Annotated in this window: 14 protein-coding genes, 1 tRNA gene and 1 pseudogene; 7 read left to right on the forward strand and 9 right to left on the reverse strand. The window is 50.2% G+C overall.

Annotation, left to right across the window (positions count from 1 at the left end; genetic code table 11):
* Positions 1-309 precede the first annotated feature (309 nt).
* Both C1752_RS18990 and C1752_RS18995 read right to left on the reverse strand, forming a co-directional pair.
* Positions 310-7,629 carry a choice-of-anchor I family protein gene (locus tag C1752_RS18990; RefSeq protein ID WP_110987630.1) on the reverse strand — a complete coding sequence of 2,440 codons (7,320 nt, stop codon included), beginning with the start codon at positions 7,627-7,629 and terminating at the stop codon, positions 310-312.
* A 640-nt stretch (positions 7,630-8,269) separates the two neighbouring features.
* A tRNA-Ala gene (locus tag C1752_RS18995) sits at positions 8,270-8,342 on the reverse strand.
* 209 nt (positions 8,343-8,551) lie between these two features.
* On the opposite strand from C1752_RS18995, the gene C1752_RS29045 reads away from it, so the two are divergent.
* Positions 8,552-8,698: a hypothetical protein gene (locus C1752_RS29045; protein WP_199464450.1), complete on the forward strand. Its 147-nt coding sequence runs from the start codon at positions 8,552-8,554 to the stop codon at positions 8,696-8,698.
* A 166-nt stretch (positions 8,699-8,864) separates the two neighbouring features.
* The gene (locus C1752_RS19000; protein ID WP_110987631.1) at positions 8,865-9,278 is read left to right on the forward strand and encodes a hypothetical protein; all 414 of its coding nucleotides are present in this window, start codon (positions 8,865-8,867) and stop codon (positions 9,276-9,278) included.
* On the opposite strand, the gene C1752_RS19005 is transcribed toward C1752_RS19000, so the two are convergent.
* Positions 9,275-9,622 carry a hypothetical protein gene (locus C1752_RS19005; protein ID WP_146242379.1) on the reverse strand — a complete coding sequence of 116 codons (348 nt, stop codon included), beginning with the start codon at positions 9,620-9,622 and terminating at the stop codon, positions 9,275-9,277. The genes C1752_RS19000 and C1752_RS19005 overlap by 4 nt on opposite strands.
* 247 nt (positions 9,623-9,869) lie before the next feature.
* Here C1752_RS19005 and C1752_RS19010 point away from each other — a divergent pair, with 247 nt between their 5' ends.
* The 4 genes from C1752_RS19010 (at position 9,870) to C1752_RS19025 (ending at position 13,780) form a co-directional block, all read left to right on the forward strand.
* Complete coding sequence (locus C1752_RS19010; RefSeq protein ID WP_110987633.1) at positions 9,870-10,853, forward strand: alpha-ketoacid dehydrogenase subunit beta; 984 nt, start codon at positions 9,870-9,872, stop codon at positions 10,851-10,853.
* 168 nt (positions 10,854-11,021) lie between these two features.
* Positions 11,022-12,374: a protein translocase subunit SecD gene (gene secD, locus C1752_RS19015; protein ID WP_110987658.1), complete on the forward strand. Its 1,353-nt coding sequence runs from the start codon at positions 11,022-11,024 to the stop codon at positions 12,372-12,374.
* Positions 12,371-13,336, forward strand: a complete 966-nt coding sequence (gene secF / locus C1752_RS19020) for a protein translocase subunit SecF (RefSeq protein ID WP_110987634.1) — start codon at positions 12,371-12,373, stop codon at positions 13,334-13,336. Before secD ends, secF begins: the two co-directional genes overlap by 4 nt.
* Positions 13,337-13,345: 9 nt before the next feature.
* Entirely contained in the window at positions 13,346-13,780 is a 435-nt protein-coding gene (locus C1752_RS19025) for a hypothetical protein (RefSeq protein ID WP_233501726.1), read from the forward strand.
* Positions 13,781-13,846: 66 nt separating this feature from the next.
* On the opposite strand, the pseudogene C1752_RS19030 reads toward C1752_RS19025, so the two are convergent.
* Positions 13,847-14,230, reverse strand: a pseudogene (locus C1752_RS19030) (transposase); the annotation flags it as partial.
* A 490-nt stretch (positions 14,231-14,720) separates the two neighbouring features.
* Positions 14,721-15,560, reverse strand: a complete 840-nt coding sequence (gene blaOXA / locus C1752_RS19035; RefSeq protein WP_110987659.1) for a class D beta-lactamase — start codon at positions 15,558-15,560, stop codon at positions 14,721-14,723.
* Positions 15,561-15,843: 283 nt separating this feature from the next.
* Here blaOXA and C1752_RS19040 point away from each other — a divergent pair, with 283 nt between their 5' ends.
* A complete protein-coding gene (locus tag C1752_RS19040) occupies positions 15,844-16,302 on the forward strand; it encodes a GNAT family N-acetyltransferase (protein ID WP_110987636.1) in 459 nt (152 codons plus the stop codon).
* Between the two features lie 45 nt (positions 16,303-16,347).
* Here C1752_RS19040 and C1752_RS19045 read toward each other — a convergent pair whose 3' ends face one another.
* The 4 genes from C1752_RS19045 to C1752_RS19060 all read right to left on the reverse strand — a co-directional run bounded on the left by C1752_RS19045 (position 16,348) and on the right by C1752_RS19060 (position 19,948).
* Entirely contained in the window at positions 16,348-16,983 is a 636-nt protein-coding gene (locus tag C1752_RS19045; RefSeq protein ID WP_110987637.1) for a response regulator transcription factor, read from the reverse strand.
* Positions 16,980-18,203, reverse strand: a complete 1,224-nt coding sequence (locus C1752_RS19050; RefSeq protein ID WP_110987638.1) for a sensor histidine kinase — start codon at positions 18,201-18,203, stop codon at positions 16,980-16,982. Before C1752_RS19050 ends, C1752_RS19045 begins: the two co-directional genes overlap by 4 nt.
* A gap of 100 nt (positions 18,204-18,303) precedes the next feature.
* Positions 18,304-19,005: an ATP-binding cassette domain-containing protein gene (locus C1752_RS19055; protein ID WP_110987639.1), complete on the reverse strand. Its 702-nt coding sequence runs from the start codon at positions 19,003-19,005 to the stop codon at positions 18,304-18,306.
* Between the two features lie 220 nt (positions 19,006-19,225).
* Positions 19,226-19,948, reverse strand: coding sequence for a DUF4336 domain-containing protein (locus C1752_RS19060; protein WP_110987640.1), 723 nt, complete (start codon positions 19,946-19,948; stop codon positions 19,226-19,228).
* Positions 19,949-19,953 lie beyond the last annotated feature (5 nt).

Raw genomic sequence — 19,953 nt, forward strand, 5'->3', positions numbered from 1 at the left:
TAATATTGCTATATGCTTTATCAGGAGTAATAGTTAAATTAAATTCAGTGCTATGCAAAAACAGCCGATCATTTTCATTTAACTCAAGTCAAAAGGAATACTTTCATAAAAACCGACATCCACCTAATTGATCAGGCGAATTAACAACTACCTAAGGCCAGATGAATAAGAGTTTAAGAATTAGTTTCATCAAGCTGACACTAGAAGCAATCACAAAGACTACTATTGAAATTTCATCAATTCAGACTTCTTAGAAATTCAGAAAGACATTGAGATAATACGCAGCACTGCTTCGAGGGCAGTTGACGATTAAACTACGGATGAGAAGGTTTGAAAGGTCAAATCTTCTACCTCCGCAGCGACATTACTCAACACGGCAAGTTGCTGATTCTCCTCCTCAAAAACAATCAGGGTATTGCCGCCTTGAATGGAGACCCCGAGCTGATCAACGGTCAACCCATCCGATAGCCCCAGAGCATCTTGCCCCATCTCGAAGTCACGAATGAAATCTCGACCTTGACCGACTTCTAGAACAAACAGATCAGCGCCACGTCCTCCAGAGAGCAGATCACGGCCCGACCCGCCAATCAGCGTATCAGCCCCAAGGTTGCCTGCAATTTGGTCACGGTCTGCGCCTCCTGATAACAAGTCAGCTCCCCTGCCGCCAAGGATAAAATCGTTACCATTACCGCCCTCGATAACATCATCACCGCGTCTGCCATCCAGTCGGTCAAAGCCGTTGCCGCCCAATAGAGTATCGTGGCCTGCTCCTCCTCGAATATTGTCGGAGCCATTATTGCCTAACAGGAAATCATCACCCAACAGCCCTCGGATCACGTCGTTACCGTTCAGCCCCTCGATGGCATCTGATTCAGCAGTTCCGATCAGCACGTCGCTGAAGTTGGTGCCGGTAATCTCATTCACCTGAGGGGCATCGATCACCGTATCCTCACGGAAGTTGAGGTTCTGGATGCGAGTGTCTTCTGCTGGATCCGTTTCTGCGTCGCTGAAGGCAGGCGTCGTCGCATCATCGTCCGCCGGGAAGTTAGTGGCCAAGTACTCAGCAAGCACATCTTGCTCGGTGCCTGGATCGGCGAAGGTTGCAGCGCCAGCATCGGTCAATACATCAGGAAGATCAACACGATTAGCCTCTGGACCTGTGGGGAACGGATATCCGTCACCACCATCGGCAAGGAAATTCAGGGTCACAATGCGGAAAGTGCGGCTGGTCTCGCCCACCAGCTCTCCGCCTTGAACCACGGTGTCGATATCGTTGCCGTCTGCATCTGTGATCGTAAGAGACTGTACTCTATCGCCAGGGTCAGCATCGGGATCGAAGCTAAATTGAACCCCAGAAATCTGAGAAAACTGACCGGGTGTAGCGCCTTCTTCAGTGGCCGCAACGCTGTGCTCAACTACCTCTAGTAGCTGATCAGCCGTCAAGGTCAGCAGCGTCAGGCTGTTGTTGAAGCGGAGAGAATTATCGATATCTAGCTGAGAAATTTGACCTTCTTCCTTGCCCGAAACAGGGTTAGCCTGTGGCGGTAACTCCTTACCGTCGGCGTCGATTTCGCCGATGGGTGCCCGAATCCCGCCGCCGTTCTTAAGAGAAAGAACAACGGTCTCGTCAAAGGCCTGTGCCGCTGCAAGGTTGGCATCGGCAGTCAAGTTTCCAATATTGGTCTCTTCGGTGCGGACGCTCTCTCGCCGACCGTCGATAAAGACATCGGTTTGACCAAAGACGTTGCCGTCTTGCTCTGCTACGACATCCGAGACGGCATTGGTAAGCTGCTGAACTCCGGTGGCTTTTGTCGAAGATGCGATGGCCGAAGGCCGGCCTTCGGCCATCGCATCTTCGACACCCTCAGTCCCGTATACCTCATTGACCACCTCATCTGTGGTGGCATAGGCGCCACTCACCTCAGAATCAACGCTATCGGTAATCACGTTACCTTCAGCATCAAACTCTAAAACCAGACGACCCACATAGCTATATTCACCGTCTGTACTGACGATCAGCACAGGGTTGCCGTTGGCATCGGTGGTCTCAAAGGGATAGTCCCCATCAGCTACATCGCCGGGTCGGAGCGTATCTGTTGCATCGGCCAAGAGCGTATCGGAGCCGCCGGCAATAATCACATCCACACCGTCTAAAAGACCCGCTAACTCCTGCTCCAGTGCAATTTGCTGCAGGTGAGAGACCAAGACGATCTTGTTGATGCCCAGGTCACGGAGGCGATCCACCTCGGGCTGTAGGGTCTCCGCTAGGGCCACCATGTTGTTCTCTTGGGGACCAATGACGGTTGTGCCCGTGGGTGAAGAAATACTGTCCAGAATCTGGGTGGTGGCACCAATGACGCCGATTTGTTCACCACCTTCGTCAATAATCGTCGAGGGAGCAATCTTCGGTACTTCAGTCCCTGCAAGGGATTGCTCCGGCCCCGTGCGGAAGTCTGTATTCGTCAGGATCTCATTGGTGAACAGCTCACTAAGCACTTCATCACCGGAGAAATCAAGGTTTGCTGAGAGGTAAGGGAATAGAGCGCCGACATTGCGATCGTCTTCAAGACCTGGATCTCTGAAATCAGGCGCAATGATATCGGCCAGGGTATCCGAACCGAGGTCAAATTCGTGGTTACCGATTGCTGAGGCATCGAAACCTATCAGGTTCATGATCGCGATATCGACTCGGCCACCGCCTTCGCGCAAACCAGCGTAGAAATCTTCAATCGCATCGCCATCCACATCCGCCGGCAAGTTGAAGAGGCCGTTGTAGAGGTCGTTAAAGATGCCGCTATCTCGGAACGCAGCCTGATCGCCTGCGGCATTAAAGAAGGGACCGGCGAGATAGTTATCGCCTGCCGAAAGCGTGATGGAGTTCTCAAACTGATCTTCAAAATTATCAATGAGAGCCGCAAAATTGGGGGCGCGCCCAATGGCATCGACTCCCCCCTCTAAATCCGATGCATGGAGAATCTGCAGCGTGAAGTTACTGGCTGGTGCATCAGTGCCGATATTCAAGCGACTCACAAGAGGTTCGTGGTCACTGGCGACCACCGTATCGTTAAATTCAATTGCATTATCGTCACGGGTAAAGTCGTTATTAACGTGAACAATGTCAAATTTCGCCTCTGGGAGTAGCGAATCGCTGACAAACGAGTGGTCCAGGACCTGACTGTTGCCATCGAAAATGAAGGTTGAGGCATCTCCACCGGCCTCAGCTTGGGAGACGAGGTTCGTCAAAACCTGCTCATCTCCGGTACCCGGCAGAATCTCAGCAAGGTCATTCGTGAACTGAAAGGTATTCAGATCACCCGTCACAACGATATTGGCATCAGACTGCGCGGCCAACGCAGCATCAACATACTCGTTAATCGCCAGGGATTGAGCTTCCCGCTCTGCTTCAGCAGCTTGCACAAAGGGCTGAGTGCCACCAAAGATAGGGGTCGATCCAAACCGAGAGGAGAAATGATTATTAATGACCGTGACGGCCTCACCATTGAAGGAGAAGGTTCCTGCAAGAGGAATGCGGCTACCAGCGAGGGCGTCAGGATTGCTGACACCGGCTGATTCTAGATTGGCAGGTGTCAAAGCTTCGGTAGAGTCGAGCGAGACCCGTTCGGGGTTATAGAGGAAAGCATTGCGGATATTGCCGCCGGGAACGCCACCCTGTGGAATCGTACTTTCGTCGGCGCTGGAGTCGGCAAAGACGTCAAAAAACTCGTAGGTGGGGCCGCCTGAAGTTGCGATCGCATCGACTAAATCCTGCAGAGTCTGAGAAGCGTCACTGACCGCAATGTTATCTCCTCCACTTGCCCCATCGTTATCTTGGATTTCCTGGAGCGCAATAATGTCAGGTGAACCAAGATTAGCCACAATCTGCTCGGCCAGCAGCGATCGTTGTCGCGCATCGGGATCGGTGACATCATCTTCCACCGCCGCTGTACTGGTCAAATTCAAGACGTTGTAGCTGGCAATCGTCAGCTGATCCTCGCTCCCCGTTAGCGTTGTGACTTCCTGCTCCAGGCCACCGGGGGTAACGACATTGACGGGTCCTGTCACATTAACCTCGAAGTTACCGAAGCTGTAACCGACCACTCCCGTTACATCTCCAAGCTGATCACCCACGTTTAAAGCCGGTGGTATCTCTTCTCCAGAAATTGTGGGATCAAACTGGATCTGAACCCGCTCTGGATTCTGATCGCCAGTATTGTCAGGACCAGAGTTGAGGGGAATACCGCCCCGACTGTTGGGCGGATCGTCAGACGTTGCCCCCTGGTTAGGAAGCGTAAAGGCTTCTGCAGAGAAGTCACCAAAGACCCGCGTCGGTGAGACGGTGACCGCATCTTCAATCGTGACCCGCTGACCTTCAATACTTTCAAAGAAATCAATGGCATCATTTTCTGGATCAAAAGTATTCGCCGCATCGTCGGCTGTATCCCGTAGATTCACCGGCAGCTCATCGTCACTAATGACGGTTGTATTCGACGGTGACCGGCCACTCTGCCTAATCACCACAGCTTCTGGCAAAGCATTACCACTGGAAAGAACCGTAATCTCAGAAGATGCAATCTGAGTAATGGAGAGGTTACCGGTATCGGCCCCACCTGGAATAAATTCGCCCACGGTGCCAGCAACCTCTAGCTGATCACCCACGGCAATGTCAGGGGTAGACCCAGTGAACACAAAAATGCCATCTGAAGTGTTGTCGTTGCCGTCGCCGGTGGGGTCTTGCAGGTAGAAACCATTGAAGGCCACTGCGGTCACAACACCACTCGTCGTCACATCGCTATCCACCAGCGTCGAGACATGGCCCTCTCCCTGAATCGTGGAGATAGAGGTTAGGCCGTCACCATCGCCTAAATCATCAATCTCGAAAATCGTAGTACTCCCGCTGACTTCGTTACCGACGACAAGTAAAGGAGAACCGTTGGGACTGTCTTCAGCAGAAATAAACAGCAATCCCTCAGGGCCAAGATCGCCTGCCGCAGGGTTCAGTGTGCCGTCGGGTAGCTCCACATCAACGGTGAAGTCACGATTGTTGATGTACTGAACAAACTCAGAGTTTGCCGGATCAGAGACATCGAACACCACAATGCCACCAATCCGCTCTAGACCGATAAAGGCGTAGGTGCGATCGCCCACAACGCCCACCGCGAGGCCTTCTGGCTCTGGCCCACTGTCATTGCTACGGCTATCAAAACTCCCATTTTCATCATTATCGGAGTTGAAGGCTTCTGGAAGTAACTCTGCCGTAATCCGTTCGAGCTGGTCCCCGCTGTCAAACACTAAATTGCCCAAGGCATCGCGGATAGAAAAAGAACGGGAGCCAAAGGCAAATAGCTGATCGAAGTCGCCATCACCATCGATGTCCCCATCTACGCTGGAAACCTCTAGACGCCCCAAGTTCTCTTCGAGCTGGAGATTGGCAGCATCAGGAAACGCCTCTGGGTCGAGTGTCAAATCTTCGACACGCTCAATATCGGTGAGATCGTCAAAACTATCTCGTCCATCACCTTCGTTAGCTGTGATGAAGAAGGTCTGACCATTGGCATCAAAAGAAGCAATGGTGTCGGGCTGGAACAATCCAAAAACCGGAAAATTATCAATATTGATACCCCCATCTTCATCGCTAGGATCTAAGCCATTGGTGGCTTCATCGAAGCTGATTAGCCCCAGTTGAGTGGATGTGCCAGGGCCTTCATAGTCGTTGTCGTTAATGACGGCAAGGCGGCCATCCTCAAGGAGAGCCAAGCCTTCGGCTTGAGCACTAGGACTAAAACCAAGGGACGGTAAATTCGTGACTTGAATCTTGTTAACAGGTTGAATGCCTGCTGCGACAAGTTCATCAGGGGAGAGCTGCTCTATTGTGGTGCCTTCAGTTGCGTTGGATAAATCGGTCCCCAGAATATTTGTGGCTCCCTGGAGGTCAATCTGAAAAATGCGTTGCTGGGCTGTATCGATGTCTTCGTTATCGCGTTCAATGACATAAAATTGTCCATTTCCTGCGAACACCACATCGCCAATGCGATCGACTTCAGCATCACCAAAGTCGATCCCAGAATCTGTGGTGATCAATGATGGCGTTTGCAGAACGTAGACAAATTCCTCCACTGGCTCTCCAGTCGTTGGATCAATGCCTAAAATCCGCAGGATGCTAGATCCGTTACTGGTGTCAGTATCGGGGTTAGAAAGTGGCGTTTGAATAAAGCCGTACACGATGTTGCGTTCATCATCAAAAGCGATGCCTTCGAACCCTCGGTTGTTGCGACGGTTCAAGTAAACTTCAGGGAGTGTTTCAGTCCCAAACGTTCCGGCGGTCGCACCTGATTCGTCTTGGGCGGCAAAGCCAGTGGGCACAAATCGATCAATCAATACGCCTTCAGAGGAAAAGACATTGATAGAGGGTCCCTGTTCGTCAGCAACAAAGAGGTTACCGTTCGGGGCTCTGACAATGCCTTCGCTGTCTAGGCCAAAAGGGTCGTTGGGCAGTGGCTCACCTGTAGCCGGATCAACGGGTACTTCAAAAAATCCTGGAATGTTTGGCAGTCCTGTGATGGGAACTTGGGCCCCGTCTACCTCACGGGTCAGGCCCAGGCGATCGACAACAGAAACCTGACCAGAGGCTTCATCTAACTCGAGTGTGAGGACGGTGACCTGAAGATCGGGAACCAAGAAAGGGCGATTGCTTGAATCAGGATCGGGCGTATCAATCGTGCCACTAACGGGGCCACGATCATTAATAGCCAAGAACCGCGGATTACCGTTCTCTGGATTGACGCCATCGAAGGCGAGTCCCGACAGCCCACCTAGAAAAATGGGATTGCCATCAGCATCCGTTCCGATTTGAAAGGAGTCTGTTGTTAGGTCAGGAATATCAAAGGTTTCGAGCTGCGGCAATCCTCGACTAAAGTCTGTAACGCCCAGGGGTAGAATATCCACCAACTCGGCAGTTTCAAGATTGACCACTGCAATGGCATTGTTCTCTTGCAGCGTCACAAAGGCAGTGCTGCCATCGGGAGCGACAGAGATAAATTCAGGCTCTAAATCTTGAGCAACGGTGCGACCGGGGAAGATGCGAACACCGTCACCTCGCAAATCGTTCTCGCGTCCATTAAAGGCAGAGAAATCAGCCGTTGCTACGGTTGCACCCTCTACTCCCTCAGTTAGATCGATGATACTTATAGACCCTTCGGGATCGAAAGTCAGCAAATCATCGTCATCACCAACGGGTTCGCCCTCATTCGCCACTACTAGCCTGGTACCATTCGGCGTAAAGGTGACGGCGTCTGGCAAAACGCCGACTCCAACGACATTCAAGAGGCTTAGGTCAGCTGCATCAAAGAAGGCAACCGTTCCAGTTTCGGTGGCTGTGACATCCTCTAGAGCGACAGCAACAACTCCATTGGCAACGGCAACGCTGTTAGGTCCACCGCTGAGGCTGACGTCAATCGCGTCAATGAGGGTCGGACGGGTTGGGTCTGAGAGATCAAGAACATCAATACCGTTACTATCACCATTGACAACAAAGAGTCTTTGACTAACTGAGTCAAAGGCCACAATTTCAGCGGCGCTTTCATCGAAGACACCCGTCGCAAATGTACCAATTTGATTGAGTTCAATTGCCATGGAAAACCTTTACCTATAGAAAAAGAAAAATTGAATTAACTGAATGCGCGATCAGATTCGCTTTTCCAACGCCGTTTTTCAGCACCGAACGGGAAAAGTTAAAACTAGACAACAACGTCCAAGTCAGAGACAGAGCAAGCTATCAGAAGCTCCAAACACTCCAGCAAAGAGACTCCTGCCGTCACAGAACCTTATTTCAGGCTCACGCTGCAGAGTGAGACTGAAGCAGGAAAGTAGAGAATCAGCGATTGCAGGCAAACAACCAGGAGGCTGATTAGAAAACCTCAAAATATTTGTTAGTTCTTCAACTAATGAGCTGCAGCTAAATAAACGCTCAAGATTTACGCTGCTTAACACTCAGACTTGACCGCAGCCGAAATCCCCTTGATTAGATTCCCAAGGATATGTAAATACCAGGACAAGAAGAGATTAAGGCCAGCAGTATTTTCGTTTAAAGTTGGCTTAAGTCAGTCAATGCAAAGCTGAAAGTTCTGGGCAAGCAGCCTGAAGCAATCATGTTCAAAACGCAGCCGCCCCTAAATCTAAGCCATGCTTATTTTGACGGCGAAGCTGTCTAGCAAGAACAATTAGACCAGACAAGAGGGATGCAATAGAGAGTCTTTATGCTGAAATCTAAAAATGGAGCTAAGCGGATTCGAACCGCTGACCCCCTGCATGCCATGCAGGTGCTCTACCAACTGAGCTATAGCCCCAAGGAATATTCATCATGCCTTGAAAGCTGACATGCCGTCAAGAATGTGTCTAATCCTCGCCCCTCTCAACACAAACAATAGCTTTTGTAAACGATTTAGATAAGAAAAGCTAATAAGCTTCATCAAAACAACTGATGTTTTTGGCTATGATTGAGGCATCCAGATGCGGGTGATGCATCATCTGCATGTTGTCACTGAGGAAGCAAGCCATGAAACTCATGCAAATGCTCAATCAAGCGTTTCGCTATCTAACGGAAGCAATGGTGCGGACTTTTACGCCAGCAGAACATCACTATCCCGCAACAGGCGTTGTTCCATTTATGGGCGATGACTACGGGCAGTCGTGGGCTGATTAATCTGCTGTAGCCTGGAAGAGCTTAGCCTAGGGGGAGACTTTCCCCTAGGACAGACGTATAGCCGTCGCCAGCTGAGTTAGGACAGCACTTCTCCAGCGGACATCGTTTTCAATTTTCCTAATGCCCTAATCAATATGTCAAAGACTATATTTTCAGGTTGTCTTCTATGACAGAGGGATTAGTTTGGTCAGCTCTACTGCTGGTTTTTATCGGCTTGGGCTGGCTTGGCTGGCAAGAGTACCAAAAGGTAGAAGCCTACAAAACGTGGGCAGCGCAGTTTGAACGCAGTAAGTACGATATCTATGCTGTGCTGGGTCAAGCAGGAGAAACCTTGACTTGGGGGAAGCCCACGCGCAAGGGGCCGGTGGATCTTATCAGCTGTAGCTTTGCTGAAATTGAGGCTGTGCAGCTTCGTGTTGATAATCAGATTGTTGATTGGCAGCAGCCCCCTGAAGAGGGCAGCAAGGTTTTGATTGAGCTGATTTCGAAGACGCAGCCAGAGCCGATTCAGGTGCCGTTTACGGATGTTGCGATCGCAACCGACTGGGCAAAGTATTTACACCAAGCCGTGCAAAGTTAACGCTTCAATACGCCCCAGCGTAGATATTTCCCTTGGATAGCCAGGTAACCAGCGGGAAGGCCACAGACAAGCAGACCAACCAAAGCTCGTCCCAGATGACCGTGGGTGAGACTGCCGCCAGCATGGGTTAGGTAGCCACAGAAAATAATGGTGCCGATCATGCGTAGAGTAATCGGGTGGCTCTTGGGGGAAAGAGACGAGATCGCAATCACCAAACAAAAAACCGCAAATCCATAAAAAGTATAGGAATCGGCCAACCCGTTTGGCTCGAGGGCCGTCAGAAAGAAACCAGCAGCGCAGACTAAAGCAATGACGGCAATGATGATGCGTGAACCTGCACTCACTAAATTAAGCTCCCAAAATTTGAACATCTGCTGCTTTCGCAGCTCTTTGAACACTTTGCTGCTCTCGCAGCTCGTATATTAGACTCATCTTCACCATGAGTGTGCCCACAAATGTGATTGAGACTTACGAATCGGCAAATTTACCAATGCCAGGGATAATGTTAAGGGAGTAATGAAGACTCGTCCAGCAACCCGGAACGAGATCGCTCTTCTGTTACCGTAACCAGTAGTAGATTTCTCAATCAATATGGCTGAAGTTCTGTTATTTAATGCGCTGCGCGAAGCACTTGATGAAGAGATGGGGAAAGACCCGACCGTCATGGTAATGGGCGAGGATGTCGGCCATTACGGCGGCTCCTATAAAGTCACAAAAGGGCTATACGACAAATATGGAGCCCTACGTGTCCTAGATACCCCCATCGCTGAAAACAGCTTCACCGGCATGGCTGTGGGTGCCGCCATGACAGGGCTAAAGCCAATCATCGAAGGCATGAACATGGGCTTCTTGCTCCTAGCCTTCAACCAAATCGCTAACAACGCCGGTATGCTGCGCTATACCTCCGGCGGTAACTTCAAGATCCCGATGGTAATTCGCGGACCGGGCGGAGTCGGACGGCAGCTAGGAGCTGAACACTCCCAACGCCTTGAAGCCTATTTTCAGGCTGTTCCGGGTCTAAAAATTGTGGCCTGCTCGACGCCCCACAACGCTAAGGGACTGCTTAAAGCAGCGATTCGAGATCCCAATCCGGTTTTATTCTTTGAGCATGTGCTGCTTTACAACCTTAAAGAAGAGCTGCCCAGCGAAGAGTACGTTCTGCCCCTCAATAAGGCAGAAGTGGTGCGCTCCGGCAAAGACGTGACGATCTTGACCTACTCTCGGATGCGGCACCATGTCCTGCAGGCGGTGAAAACGCTGACAGCAGAAGGCTATGACCCTGAAGTCATTGATCTGATTTCTCTCAAGCCTCTAGACTTCGACACAATTGGCGAGTCAATTCGCAAAACCCACCGCGTGATTATTGTTGAAGAATGTATGAGAACGGGTGGCATTGGTGCTGAACTAACGGCTTCAATCAATGACCGACTGTTTGATGAACTAGATGCGCCTGTTCTCCGTCTATCTTCTCAAGACATTCCCACTCCCTATAACGGCAAGCTAGAAAACCTCACCATCGTCCAGCCTCAGCAAATTGTGGAAGCTGTACAAAAAATAGTAGCGCTGCAGGTTTAGCGAGCGCCCAGAAAGTTTGGGCTGACTCCTGGGTTCTAGAAGGAAGTCGATGGTTAGGCTATCATTAGACCCCGGAAATATATTCATCATTGGACGGACAAGGTGGCTTAGGTGCTTGGCAAACAACGATTTTTACTAGCTTTTATTGTGGCCCTTGTGATCGGCGCGATGTTCGTGGTCACGCAGGTGCCGATCAAGCTGGGACTTGACCTGAGGGGTGGCTCTCAACTGACGCTGCAGGTGCAAACCAATGAGAAAGTGCCCGAAATTACGCCACGGGTACTAGAGGCCGTGCAGCGCGTCGTGGAAGGTCGCATTAATGCACTCGGCGTTTCTGAGTCGCTCGTTCAAACCTCCGGCACCAGTCAGCTTCTGGTACAGCTCCCCGGCGTGAGTGATCCCAAAGATGCAGAGCGAATTCTGGGCGGGACGGCACAGCTTGATTTTCGCCAGCAGAAGCAAGGGTCTGAAGCCCAGCTTCTGATTGAGCGGCAGCTACAGGAAGAGCATTTGATCGAGCAGGCACAGCTACAGGCTGCTGAGCAGACGCCCGAGACCGAGAAAGCCCTGACAGATATTAAGGAGAAGCTAAAGGCAAGTGAAGATGCGATCGCAAAGCTTTACGAACCGGCAACCCTAACCGGCGACAATCTGCGCGATGCCTTTGCCCAGCCCCTGCAGGGATCGAACTCGTGGACCGTCGTGATTCGCTTCGATGGTACAGGCGGAGAAAAATTTGCTGAACTCACCAAAAACGTAGCCGGCACCGGACGTACATTGGGCATTTTTCTCGATGGCCGTCTTTTGAGTTCTCCAACCGTAGACGTCAAATTTGCAGAGAGCGGCATTACCGGCGGTAGCGCTGAAATTACCGGTGGCTTTACCGCAGAGTCAGGTAACGACCTCGCCGTTCAGCTTCGGGGTGGTGCCTTACCCGTCCCCGTACAGATCGTTGAGAACCGCACAGTGGGAGCCACCCTCGGTAAAGACAGTATTCGCAGCAGCGTCTATGCCGGTCTCGGTGGTCTTTTGCTCGTGCTGATTTTCATGGTCGCCTACTATCGATTGCCCGGTGTAATTGCTGACGTCGCCCTCTGTGTCTATGGCTTGCTAACCTTTTCTATTTTTGTCCTAGTCGGCGTCACCTTAACGCTACCCGGAATAGCAGGCTTCATTTTGAGTATTGGCATGGCCGTAGACGCCAATGTTTTAATCTTTGAGCGCACCCGCGAAGAGCTGAGATCAGGCCGGACCCTCTATCGCTCTATTGAGTCTGGCTTCAATCGCGCCTTCACAAGTATTCTAGACAGCAATGTCACCACGCTGATCGCCTGCAGCGTGCTGATCTGGTTAGGATCTGGCCTCGTCCGCGGTTTTGCCATTACGCTCGCCATTGGCGTTTGCATGAGCATGTTCACCGCCATTACCTGTAGCCGCACCCTAATGTTCTCAGCCATCAGCTTCCCCAACCTGCGTAAGGCCGAGCTATTTGACACGAAAAAGGTAAAGGTCGTCTCATGAAACTCAACCTAACCAAGCGCCGTTCTCTGTGGTGGTCTATCTCCGCTGTCGCCATCGCCGTGGGCATTGCCGCAATGGTGTTCTCGTGGCAACAGTACCAGGCTCCACTGCGGTTGGGACTCGATTTTTTGGGCGGCACCCGTCTCCAGTTTGAGCGGGACTGCACCCAGGCTGATTGTCAGTCCCCTATCACCCCAGAAGAGGTCCGGTCTGTGCTTTCAGACAAGGGCCTCGGGAACAGTAATATTCAGGTCCTAGGAAACGAGAGGCAAGCCGTTTCTATTCGAACTCAGCCCTTAGACGTTGAGAAGCGAACCGACCTCCAAACGGCCTTAGTTGAAAAGCTAGGGACCTTCGACAATCAGAAGACTCAGATCGACACCGTTGGCCCCACCCTGGGCAAGCAGCTTTTAACCTCCGGTTTATTGGCTCTATTTGTCTCCTTTGGCGGCATTATTGTCTATCTCACCATTCGCTTCCAGTTTGACTATGCCCTGTTTGCGATCGTGGCTCTGTTTCACGACATCTTAATTACAATGGGGGCCTTCTCAATTCTGGGTTTGGTGACTGGCTTAGAAGTCAACAGCCTATTCATCGTTGGTCTGCTGACGATTATTGGCTTCTCAGTCAACGATACTGTGGTTATCTACGACCGCATTCGTGAAAACTTTAAGCTCAAGGGCAGTAAAGGAAATGTTGGAGAAGCCGTAGACCTATCGGTTAACCAGACGCTAGGACGCTCAATCAACACCACGCTCACGACAACCCTCCCGTTACTGGCCATTTATTTCTTTGGTGGCGAAACTCTTAAAGACTTTGCCCTAACTCTGATGGTCGGTTTCTTAGCAGGAGCCTATTCCAGCATTTTTATCGCCAGTACGCTTCTTGGCTGGTGGCGTGAACGTCGCGCCCCTCAAAACGCCAGTTTTGAAGCAACAATACCCAGCCCAAAAGAGAACTAAGAGTCGGTGATGGGTAGACTTTTAAAAGACAAAACACACCCTACCGACCCAATGGCATATCAAGATCCGCAATTGAAGGCAGAAATCGGGCGTTTACATCAACTGACGGTCTATGGGCGATGGTTGTTTGTATTTTGCCTGTGGATAACCGTTGGCCTCTTGAGCTTCATGGGCCTCAGATCTAGCATCGACCTGTGGCTGGAATACTTTACCTGGGCCGCCTTCCGGGCTGCTTTTCGCTACAATGGCTTGGCAACAGCCGGACTGGGCCTTTGTTTGGGCACAACGCTGGCAGTATTGCTGTGGCAAAGCCGCAATATTCTTTTTGGTCTGCCCAAGCAAGAACGAACTCGCCTTAGACAGCGGGTAATGAAGATTCGCCAGCAAGGTCACAACCATCCTCTCTGGAAGCTGGTTTGTCAGAGCAAATCTCGCCCTCAGTAAGGATTTTAGCTATATCTGACAAAAGTACAGCCTTACGAATAGAGTCGGCTGTTATTGATTGAATCCCTTCCGATATTTCATCAGGCGCTTATGTTGCCGGGTTTCTGGTGATGAGATGTAGACAGGTTTAATTTGTTCAAGTGCGGTCAGCTTGGCTAATTTGAGAGCATCATCCTTATCGGTTTTGCATTTTACATTCTTCCATTGCCAAGCATCTGCACTGGGATTGGCCACCAACACCGAATATCCCAGTTGCTGACACAAGTCGTGAATTTGACCACAAATCGTACCAGTCTCGAAGACAACTTTGTCGGGTTGAGTTTCATAGAGCAATTGCTAAAAAGCCAAGCGAAGAGTAGGTATGGCCTAGAACTGAGTTTGATTACTGTCGGTCTCAAAGAGGCAGGAAACGCTCTTTAATTTTCCTAAATCAATTGCCAGAATCTTCATATAAACCTTCATCAATGGTAACTGTGAGGGTCGTTGCACCGACCTCCAGAGTATTGGAGGCTTTTCTTCACAGCTTACATAGATTCTAGAGACGTGTAATAAGCTTCTAGAGACCTATACACAGCAAAGCTTTTAGGAATAATTATTTTCAAGCTTTTCAACCATTTAGATCACACCAATTTTTTTAAAAGCCTTACCCTTACGAAATTCCATCTAAATCAACGGGGGGTGAATCGCTTATTCAAACGGAACCGGCACTGTTTACATCTAGGCTGATCCCCTTGTGCTTTATGTTCCCAGCAATCTCAGCGAGAGATCTAGATTGTGATGCCAAGAAGTTGAGTCTGTTGGGACATTAGGCAAGCCAAGGGGGCTGAATCGTTCGTTTTGTTCTGCAGGATGATTGATTGGGGCAGATTATTCAATATTTCAGATCGGCAGTTCTGGAAACCCGCAACCAGTTGTCCAGTAATATCGGAATCGGGTGCATCTACAGAACTTTTAGACTTTTCAAACTCTGTCGAGTCACTGCGGCTCTAGTACTCAGATCTGCCTCATCGCGAATGTTGATATTGGTAGCGAAGAAGTAAGTATTGTCATCTTGTTCCACATAGCCAACATACCAACCGATCTGGGATTCGGATGCCCAGCCGGTTTTGGCACGCATTGTATAGTCTGGGGTTCGCTCCACGATCATGATGTTTTTTACGGTTGCGATCGCATCATCTGAGAAGGGCAATTCATTTTTATGTAAGCGTCGCAGAAACTGAATTTGCTGGTGGGGCGTGATCCGTAAATCGCCCGTTAGCCAGAAGGTATCAATATCGTCTGCCTCTCCGATGGCTTGGTTGCCGTAGCCAACTTTAGCAATCCACTGCTGCATTCGTTCGTAGCCAATGCGACGAGCTAAGACCTGATAGAACCAGACTGCTGATACCTGAATAGCTGTCTGCATATTGAGATCTCGATTCCATGCTGGAATACTCCGTTCTACTCCGTCCCAAGTCAAAATTGAGAGTTCGTTGTCAATCACCCCAGTTTCTAGAGCGATCAGCGAGTTTAGAACTTTAAAGGTGGAGGCGGGTAAAAAGGGGGTCACATTCCGCTCAGGGTTGTGCTGATAGGTGCGGTCTCGCTCCAGGTCATAGATTAAGATCGAGCCTTTCACACCCAAGTCTCGGAAATGCTGAGCAAAGTCAGGCTGTGTGAACTTGTTTTGCTGAGTCACCAAGGGTGCTGCAGATGCAAGAATGGACGAATCTAGGAAAGGTGACAGTGTGATGCAAATGCTTGCGATCACACAGTTAAGCCCATAAAAGATATTTTTCATCTTGTCTTGTCTACGCTCCATTGCACCGCCATTTTAAATACTAATCTCACACTGACTATGAAATAGACAACACAGCCCATATAGGCCCAGAACGGAACGAATCTGACTGTAAAAACCTCGAAACTTTTCTAATTGAGTTCGGACGATTGCAGCATCCACACGCGTTTACCGATGATTATGCAGTTGGGTCAAGAGATCCAGAATGTTGCTGTGCAGGTATCTGCCAGTGCATTGACACTTTTCCTGTTTCAGCTTCCAGCATAGATATATACAAGGTTCAATTATGCATGTATCGCTCCGTGAGGTCACGGCTGAGACGGTCCGCAGCGTGGCTGACCTGACTGTGAATGACGCCCAAAAACACTTCGTCGCCAGTAATGCATTCTCCTTAGCCCAGGCACTCTTCAGCGAAGAAGCCTGGTATCGAGCTATCTATAACGGAGAGTCACCCGTTGGCTTTGTCATGCTCTATGACGAAACCCTGCGCTCTAATCCACCGGCAAATCCAAAAGTAACGCTTTGGCGATCCATGGTGGATGCTAATTGTCAAAGGCAGGGGGTTGGTACGGCGGCCCTAAAACTTATCATTGATCATGTTCGTTCACAGGGCTTCTCTTCTTTGACGACCTCCTATGTGCCAGGTCCTGGTTGTCCTGAGGGCTTCTACTTGAGAAACGGTTTTCGTCCTACAGGGGGAGTTGAGGATGGAGAAACTATCATGGAACTCCTCTTGACGGCCTGAGCTGGAGTAAACAGCGATTGCAAATCATCGATGTATATGTGTACATCAAGTCAGCAGATACTGATGCGCCCAAAGGGCCGCTTGGGTGCGATCTCGTACATCCAGCACACAAAAGATGTTCGTCATGTGATTTTTGATCGTCCCCTCCGTCAGATTCAGGGCTGCGGCAATCTCGCGGTTGCTTTGTCCCTGACCTAAAAGCCGAAGAATCTCCAGTTCTCGCTCACTAAACTGGTTATAGTCTGTTTGTTCATGACCCATGTGCGGATCGAGGTGAGAAAAAACCTTGGGCGCAATGGTAGGGCCAAGCTGACTGTATCCCTGATGCAGATGGCGGATGGCCGCTGCAACCTCTGGGGCGGGCGTACTTTTGAGCAGATATCCTAATGCTCCCGCCTGCAGCGACTGAAACACATACTCATCGTCATCAAAGGTGGTCAAAACCAGAATCCGGATCCAGGGATAGCGGGCATGAATTTCTTGAGTGGCCTGGACGCCATCACAGATGGGCATCCGCACATCCATTAGCACGACATCAGGCTGAAGACGATGGGTAAGTGCGATCGCATCTTGCCCGTGATTGGCTTCACCCACGACCTCTAAATCTTCTTCAAGGGAGAGAAGCGACGCGAGACCCTGACGAAAAATCGGCTGATCATCAGTCAGCAAGAGTCGAATCATTGCGGCACCGTGACCTGCAGGCAGGTTCCCTTTCCAGGCGTACTATTGACCTGTATCGAGCCGCCAATCAACTGCGCTCGCTCCCGCATGCCTCGTAAGCCAAATCCAGCGGTTGACTGAGTCAAATCAAAGCCAATGCCATTGTCTTCCAACATGAGAGTGACACCTGTAGATGAAGTCTGTCCCTGCAGGGTAATGAACTGAGCCTGACTGTGTCTGCGGATATTCTCTAATCCTTCTTTGACGATGCAGTAAAGCTGGTGACTGGTTTGCAGCGGCAGTTTGGGTAGATCAATTTTAGTCTCGACTGTTAAAGATGATGGCTCAGAGGTTAAAGATTCTATCAGGCGAGTCAGGGCCAGATTGAGATCAAACGCTTCCTCTCGCATGGTCGTCACGGCACGACGGACCTCCCGTACCGATTGCCCCGCCAACATTTTCGAGGTATTCAGAGCCTGCTGAACCTGGTCAGACTTTCGTTCATAGAGCCGTTGCGCTAGTTCTAGCTGCACGTCGAGAGACGTAAGAGTGTGTCCGAGGGAATCATGAATATCGCGGGCAATCCGGGTGCGCTCTAAATCCGCCGCTAGAATCTCGACTTCCCGAGCTAAGTCTGCTTCTCGATAACGGCTTTTCCGTTCAGAGATGATCGTAAAACCCAGCAATATGAGCAAGGAGCTGGCCGTAATGAAAATGCTGACATTGTTGAGGACAAGATTAAAAATAGCGAGGGGGTGAGGAATTGCATAAAACTCTTCTATCTCAGCTTGCATGACCTCAATAGGTTGCGAAAATCTCGTCACAAAGTATTGAACTAAAACCATATGCCACGCAGTACCAGAAGCAATCGTCGTGAAGATGACTTCCCGCTGACTGAGCAGAAAGCAACTTTTCACAATGATGAGATACAGCAACAGATCTAAGCCCCAGTGCGACCATAGGCGAGTCGATAAAAGGCAGCCAATTTCGACCCAGATATAAATGCGCCGCTGCCAAAGGGGACGATGAATGGGGAACCAAAAGCTCAGAATTGCCAACAGCCCGAACACGACAAAGACAAGTAAGTCCCCGATATCGCCTTCGTAGGCAAAGGACGGGTATAGAATTGGGAATAGAATCCTGAGGGCGATGATGCTTAAAAAAAGCCACTCTAGGTACCGCAGAATTTTAGGGATTGAGGGGGATGTCGTGAAGATAGTCTCCGTTGCTCTGCGGGTCATGGCAGCGTCCCTCCTGTAGACCTTGATCTTATCGAAGCTAGCTTAAGATCGCGATGACAAACGTCATGCAACTGAGTGACCTTTTGTTATGGACTGGTGTCTAGGCCGCACTGACATCCAAAGCAGGTGTAGGGACTAAATATCCATCTTCCATGTATACAATTCGGTCGGCAATGTCCAAAATGCGGTTGTCGTGGGTGACTAGCAAAATAGTGCATCCCTGCTCCTGAGCAAGACGCTGCATGATCTCTACGACATCGCGACCTGACTTTTTATCTAGGGCGGCGGTGGGTTCGTCGGCCAGGATAATTTTAGGGTGACTGACGAGGGCACGGGCAATCGCAACCCGCTGTCGCTGTCCACCGGAGAGAGCGTCGGGATAATAGTTGATGCGATCTGCTAAACCAACGGCGGTGAGCATATTGGATGCGATCGCATCTAAATCCTGTTCTAAAAAAGAATCATGCAGCTCCAAAGACATCCGAACGTTTTGCTTGGCCGTCAGAAAGCTCAACAGATTGTGAGCTTGAAAGATATAGCCAATGTTGCAGCGAAGCTTACCAAGCTGCTGCTTTGAAGCCCCCAAAATCTCTTGACCGAGAATTGTGAGGCTACCGCTTTGAGCGGCTCTCAGGCCACCCAACAGCGTTAGTAGTGTTGTTTTGCCCGAACCCGAGGGACCGGTGAGGATGACGATTTCGCCAGCCCTGATCTCTAGATCAATATCAAATAAGACCTGCTTCTGGAGCTGACCTTCACCAAAATGGTGGCTGAGTTGATGAGCAGTAATGATGGCAGACATAGTGTTCCTTTCACAGAAACTTAGAACAGCGACACAAGCGAAGAGGTTGCTTTGAAGTGAGCAAGATATCTGAATTGGCTCCCTGAATTTCCCACCAGTGAGGGACTTTGGGACTGGAGTCAATATAAGGAGCAGCCATATGGTTTAACGGAAGGGTGGACGGTCTCTCCCCCAATTCTGGAGGGAGACGGGGGGCGAATGCAGTGCTTTCTTGGAATCCTCAAACATCCTCATCAAGCGAATGTCCTAAAAACCACTCGTAGCCCGCTTTGAATTGAGCCTTGCCGCCGGTCTCTACAACATTGCCATGGGCCGGAATGACGCTATCAAAATCCCATTCCAAGACGTGTCGAACAGAAACCTCGACCTTTTCTTTGTCTGGACTACCCCACTTCTCTAAATAGGATGGTCTGAGCGCTTTGTAGAATCCCAACGCTTGCGCAGCCAGCTGCATTTCCCAGCTACTTTCCTCGTCAAAGTTGAAGGCTGTATCCGTAAGAATGAGACTCCGACTCGACCGATGCAAAAAGACGGTTTCATTGGCCAAGGAAGCTCCCCCTGGCAAGATTGTCCCAAAGCCTTCAAAGGGAAAGTAATCGAGTTCTTCGTCAAAATTCCCAATCTGGTTGAGAAGGGCATCCAGCTCCAGATCTGGGCACTTATCCACTAAGCCTTCGACACCCCAGACCTTTGCGGTGGGGAAGAGAGACTGGGCTTGCTTCAAAAAAAGGTGATGGAACAGATTAGGGGCAATTAAATGCCGAACGGTTCCAAGTGCACCTATTGCTGCAACATCACTCTCCTCCAGACGAATAGGAGAAATCAGAATCAGATCGTCCTGGTTGAGTCGGACCACGACCATGCGTGTGCCAACCTCTAGACCTAGAAATCGCAGCGGCTGAGTTGCAGTCCAGAGATTGTCTGCTAAAGAGATGAGGTTCATAATAG

It is taken from the genome of Acaryochloris thomasi RCC1774 (assembly GCF_003231495.1).
Lineage (GTDB): Bacteria > Cyanobacteriota > Cyanobacteriia > Thermosynechococcales > Thermosynechococcaceae > RCC1774.

Bases quoted from the DNA above. Each gene is read 5' to 3' on its own strand.
- C1752_RS18990 (WP_110987630.1), bottom strand. From the start codon at position 7,629: ATGGCAATTGAACTCAATCAAATTGGTACATTTGCGACGGGTGTCTTC.
- C1752_RS29045 (WP_199464450.1), top strand. From the start codon at position 8,552: ATGAAACTCATGCAAATGCTCAATCAAGCGTTTCGCTATCTAACGGAA.
- C1752_RS19000 (WP_110987631.1), top strand. From the start codon at position 8,865: ATGACAGAGGGATTAGTTTGGTCAGCTCTACTGCTGGTTTTTATCGGC.
- C1752_RS19010 (WP_110987633.1), top strand. From the start codon at position 9,870: ATGGCTGAAGTTCTGTTATTTAATGCGCTGCGCGAAGCACTTGATGAA.
- secD (WP_110987658.1), top strand. From the start codon at position 11,022: ATGTTCGTGGTCACGCAGGTGCCGATCAAGCTGGGACTTGACCTGAGG.
- secF (WP_110987634.1), top strand. From the start codon at position 12,371: ATGAAACTCAACCTAACCAAGCGCCGTTCTCTGTGGTGGTCTATCTCC.
- C1752_RS19025 (WP_233501726.1), top strand. From the start codon at position 13,346: ATGGGTAGACTTTTAAAAGACAAAACACACCCTACCGACCCAATGGCA.
- blaOXA (WP_110987659.1), bottom strand. From the start codon at position 15,560: ATGAAAAATATCTTTTATGGGCTTAACTGTGTGATCGCAAGCATTTGC.
- C1752_RS19040 (WP_110987636.1), top strand. From the start codon at position 15,844: ATGCATGTATCGCTCCGTGAGGTCACGGCTGAGACGGTCCGCAGCGTG.
- C1752_RS19045 (WP_110987637.1), bottom strand. From the start codon at position 16,983: ATGATTCGACTCTTGCTGACTGATGATCAGCCGATTTTTCGTCAGGGT.
- C1752_RS19050 (WP_110987638.1), bottom strand. From the start codon at position 18,203: ATGACCCGCAGAGCAACGGAGACTATCTTCACGACATCCCCCTCAATC.
- C1752_RS19055 (WP_110987639.1), bottom strand. From the start codon at position 19,005: ATGTCTGCCATCATTACTGCTCATCAACTCAGCCACCATTTTGGTGAA.
- C1752_RS19060 (WP_110987640.1), bottom strand. From the start codon at position 19,948: ATGAACCTCATCTCTTTAGCAGACAATCTCTGGACTGCAACTCAGCCG.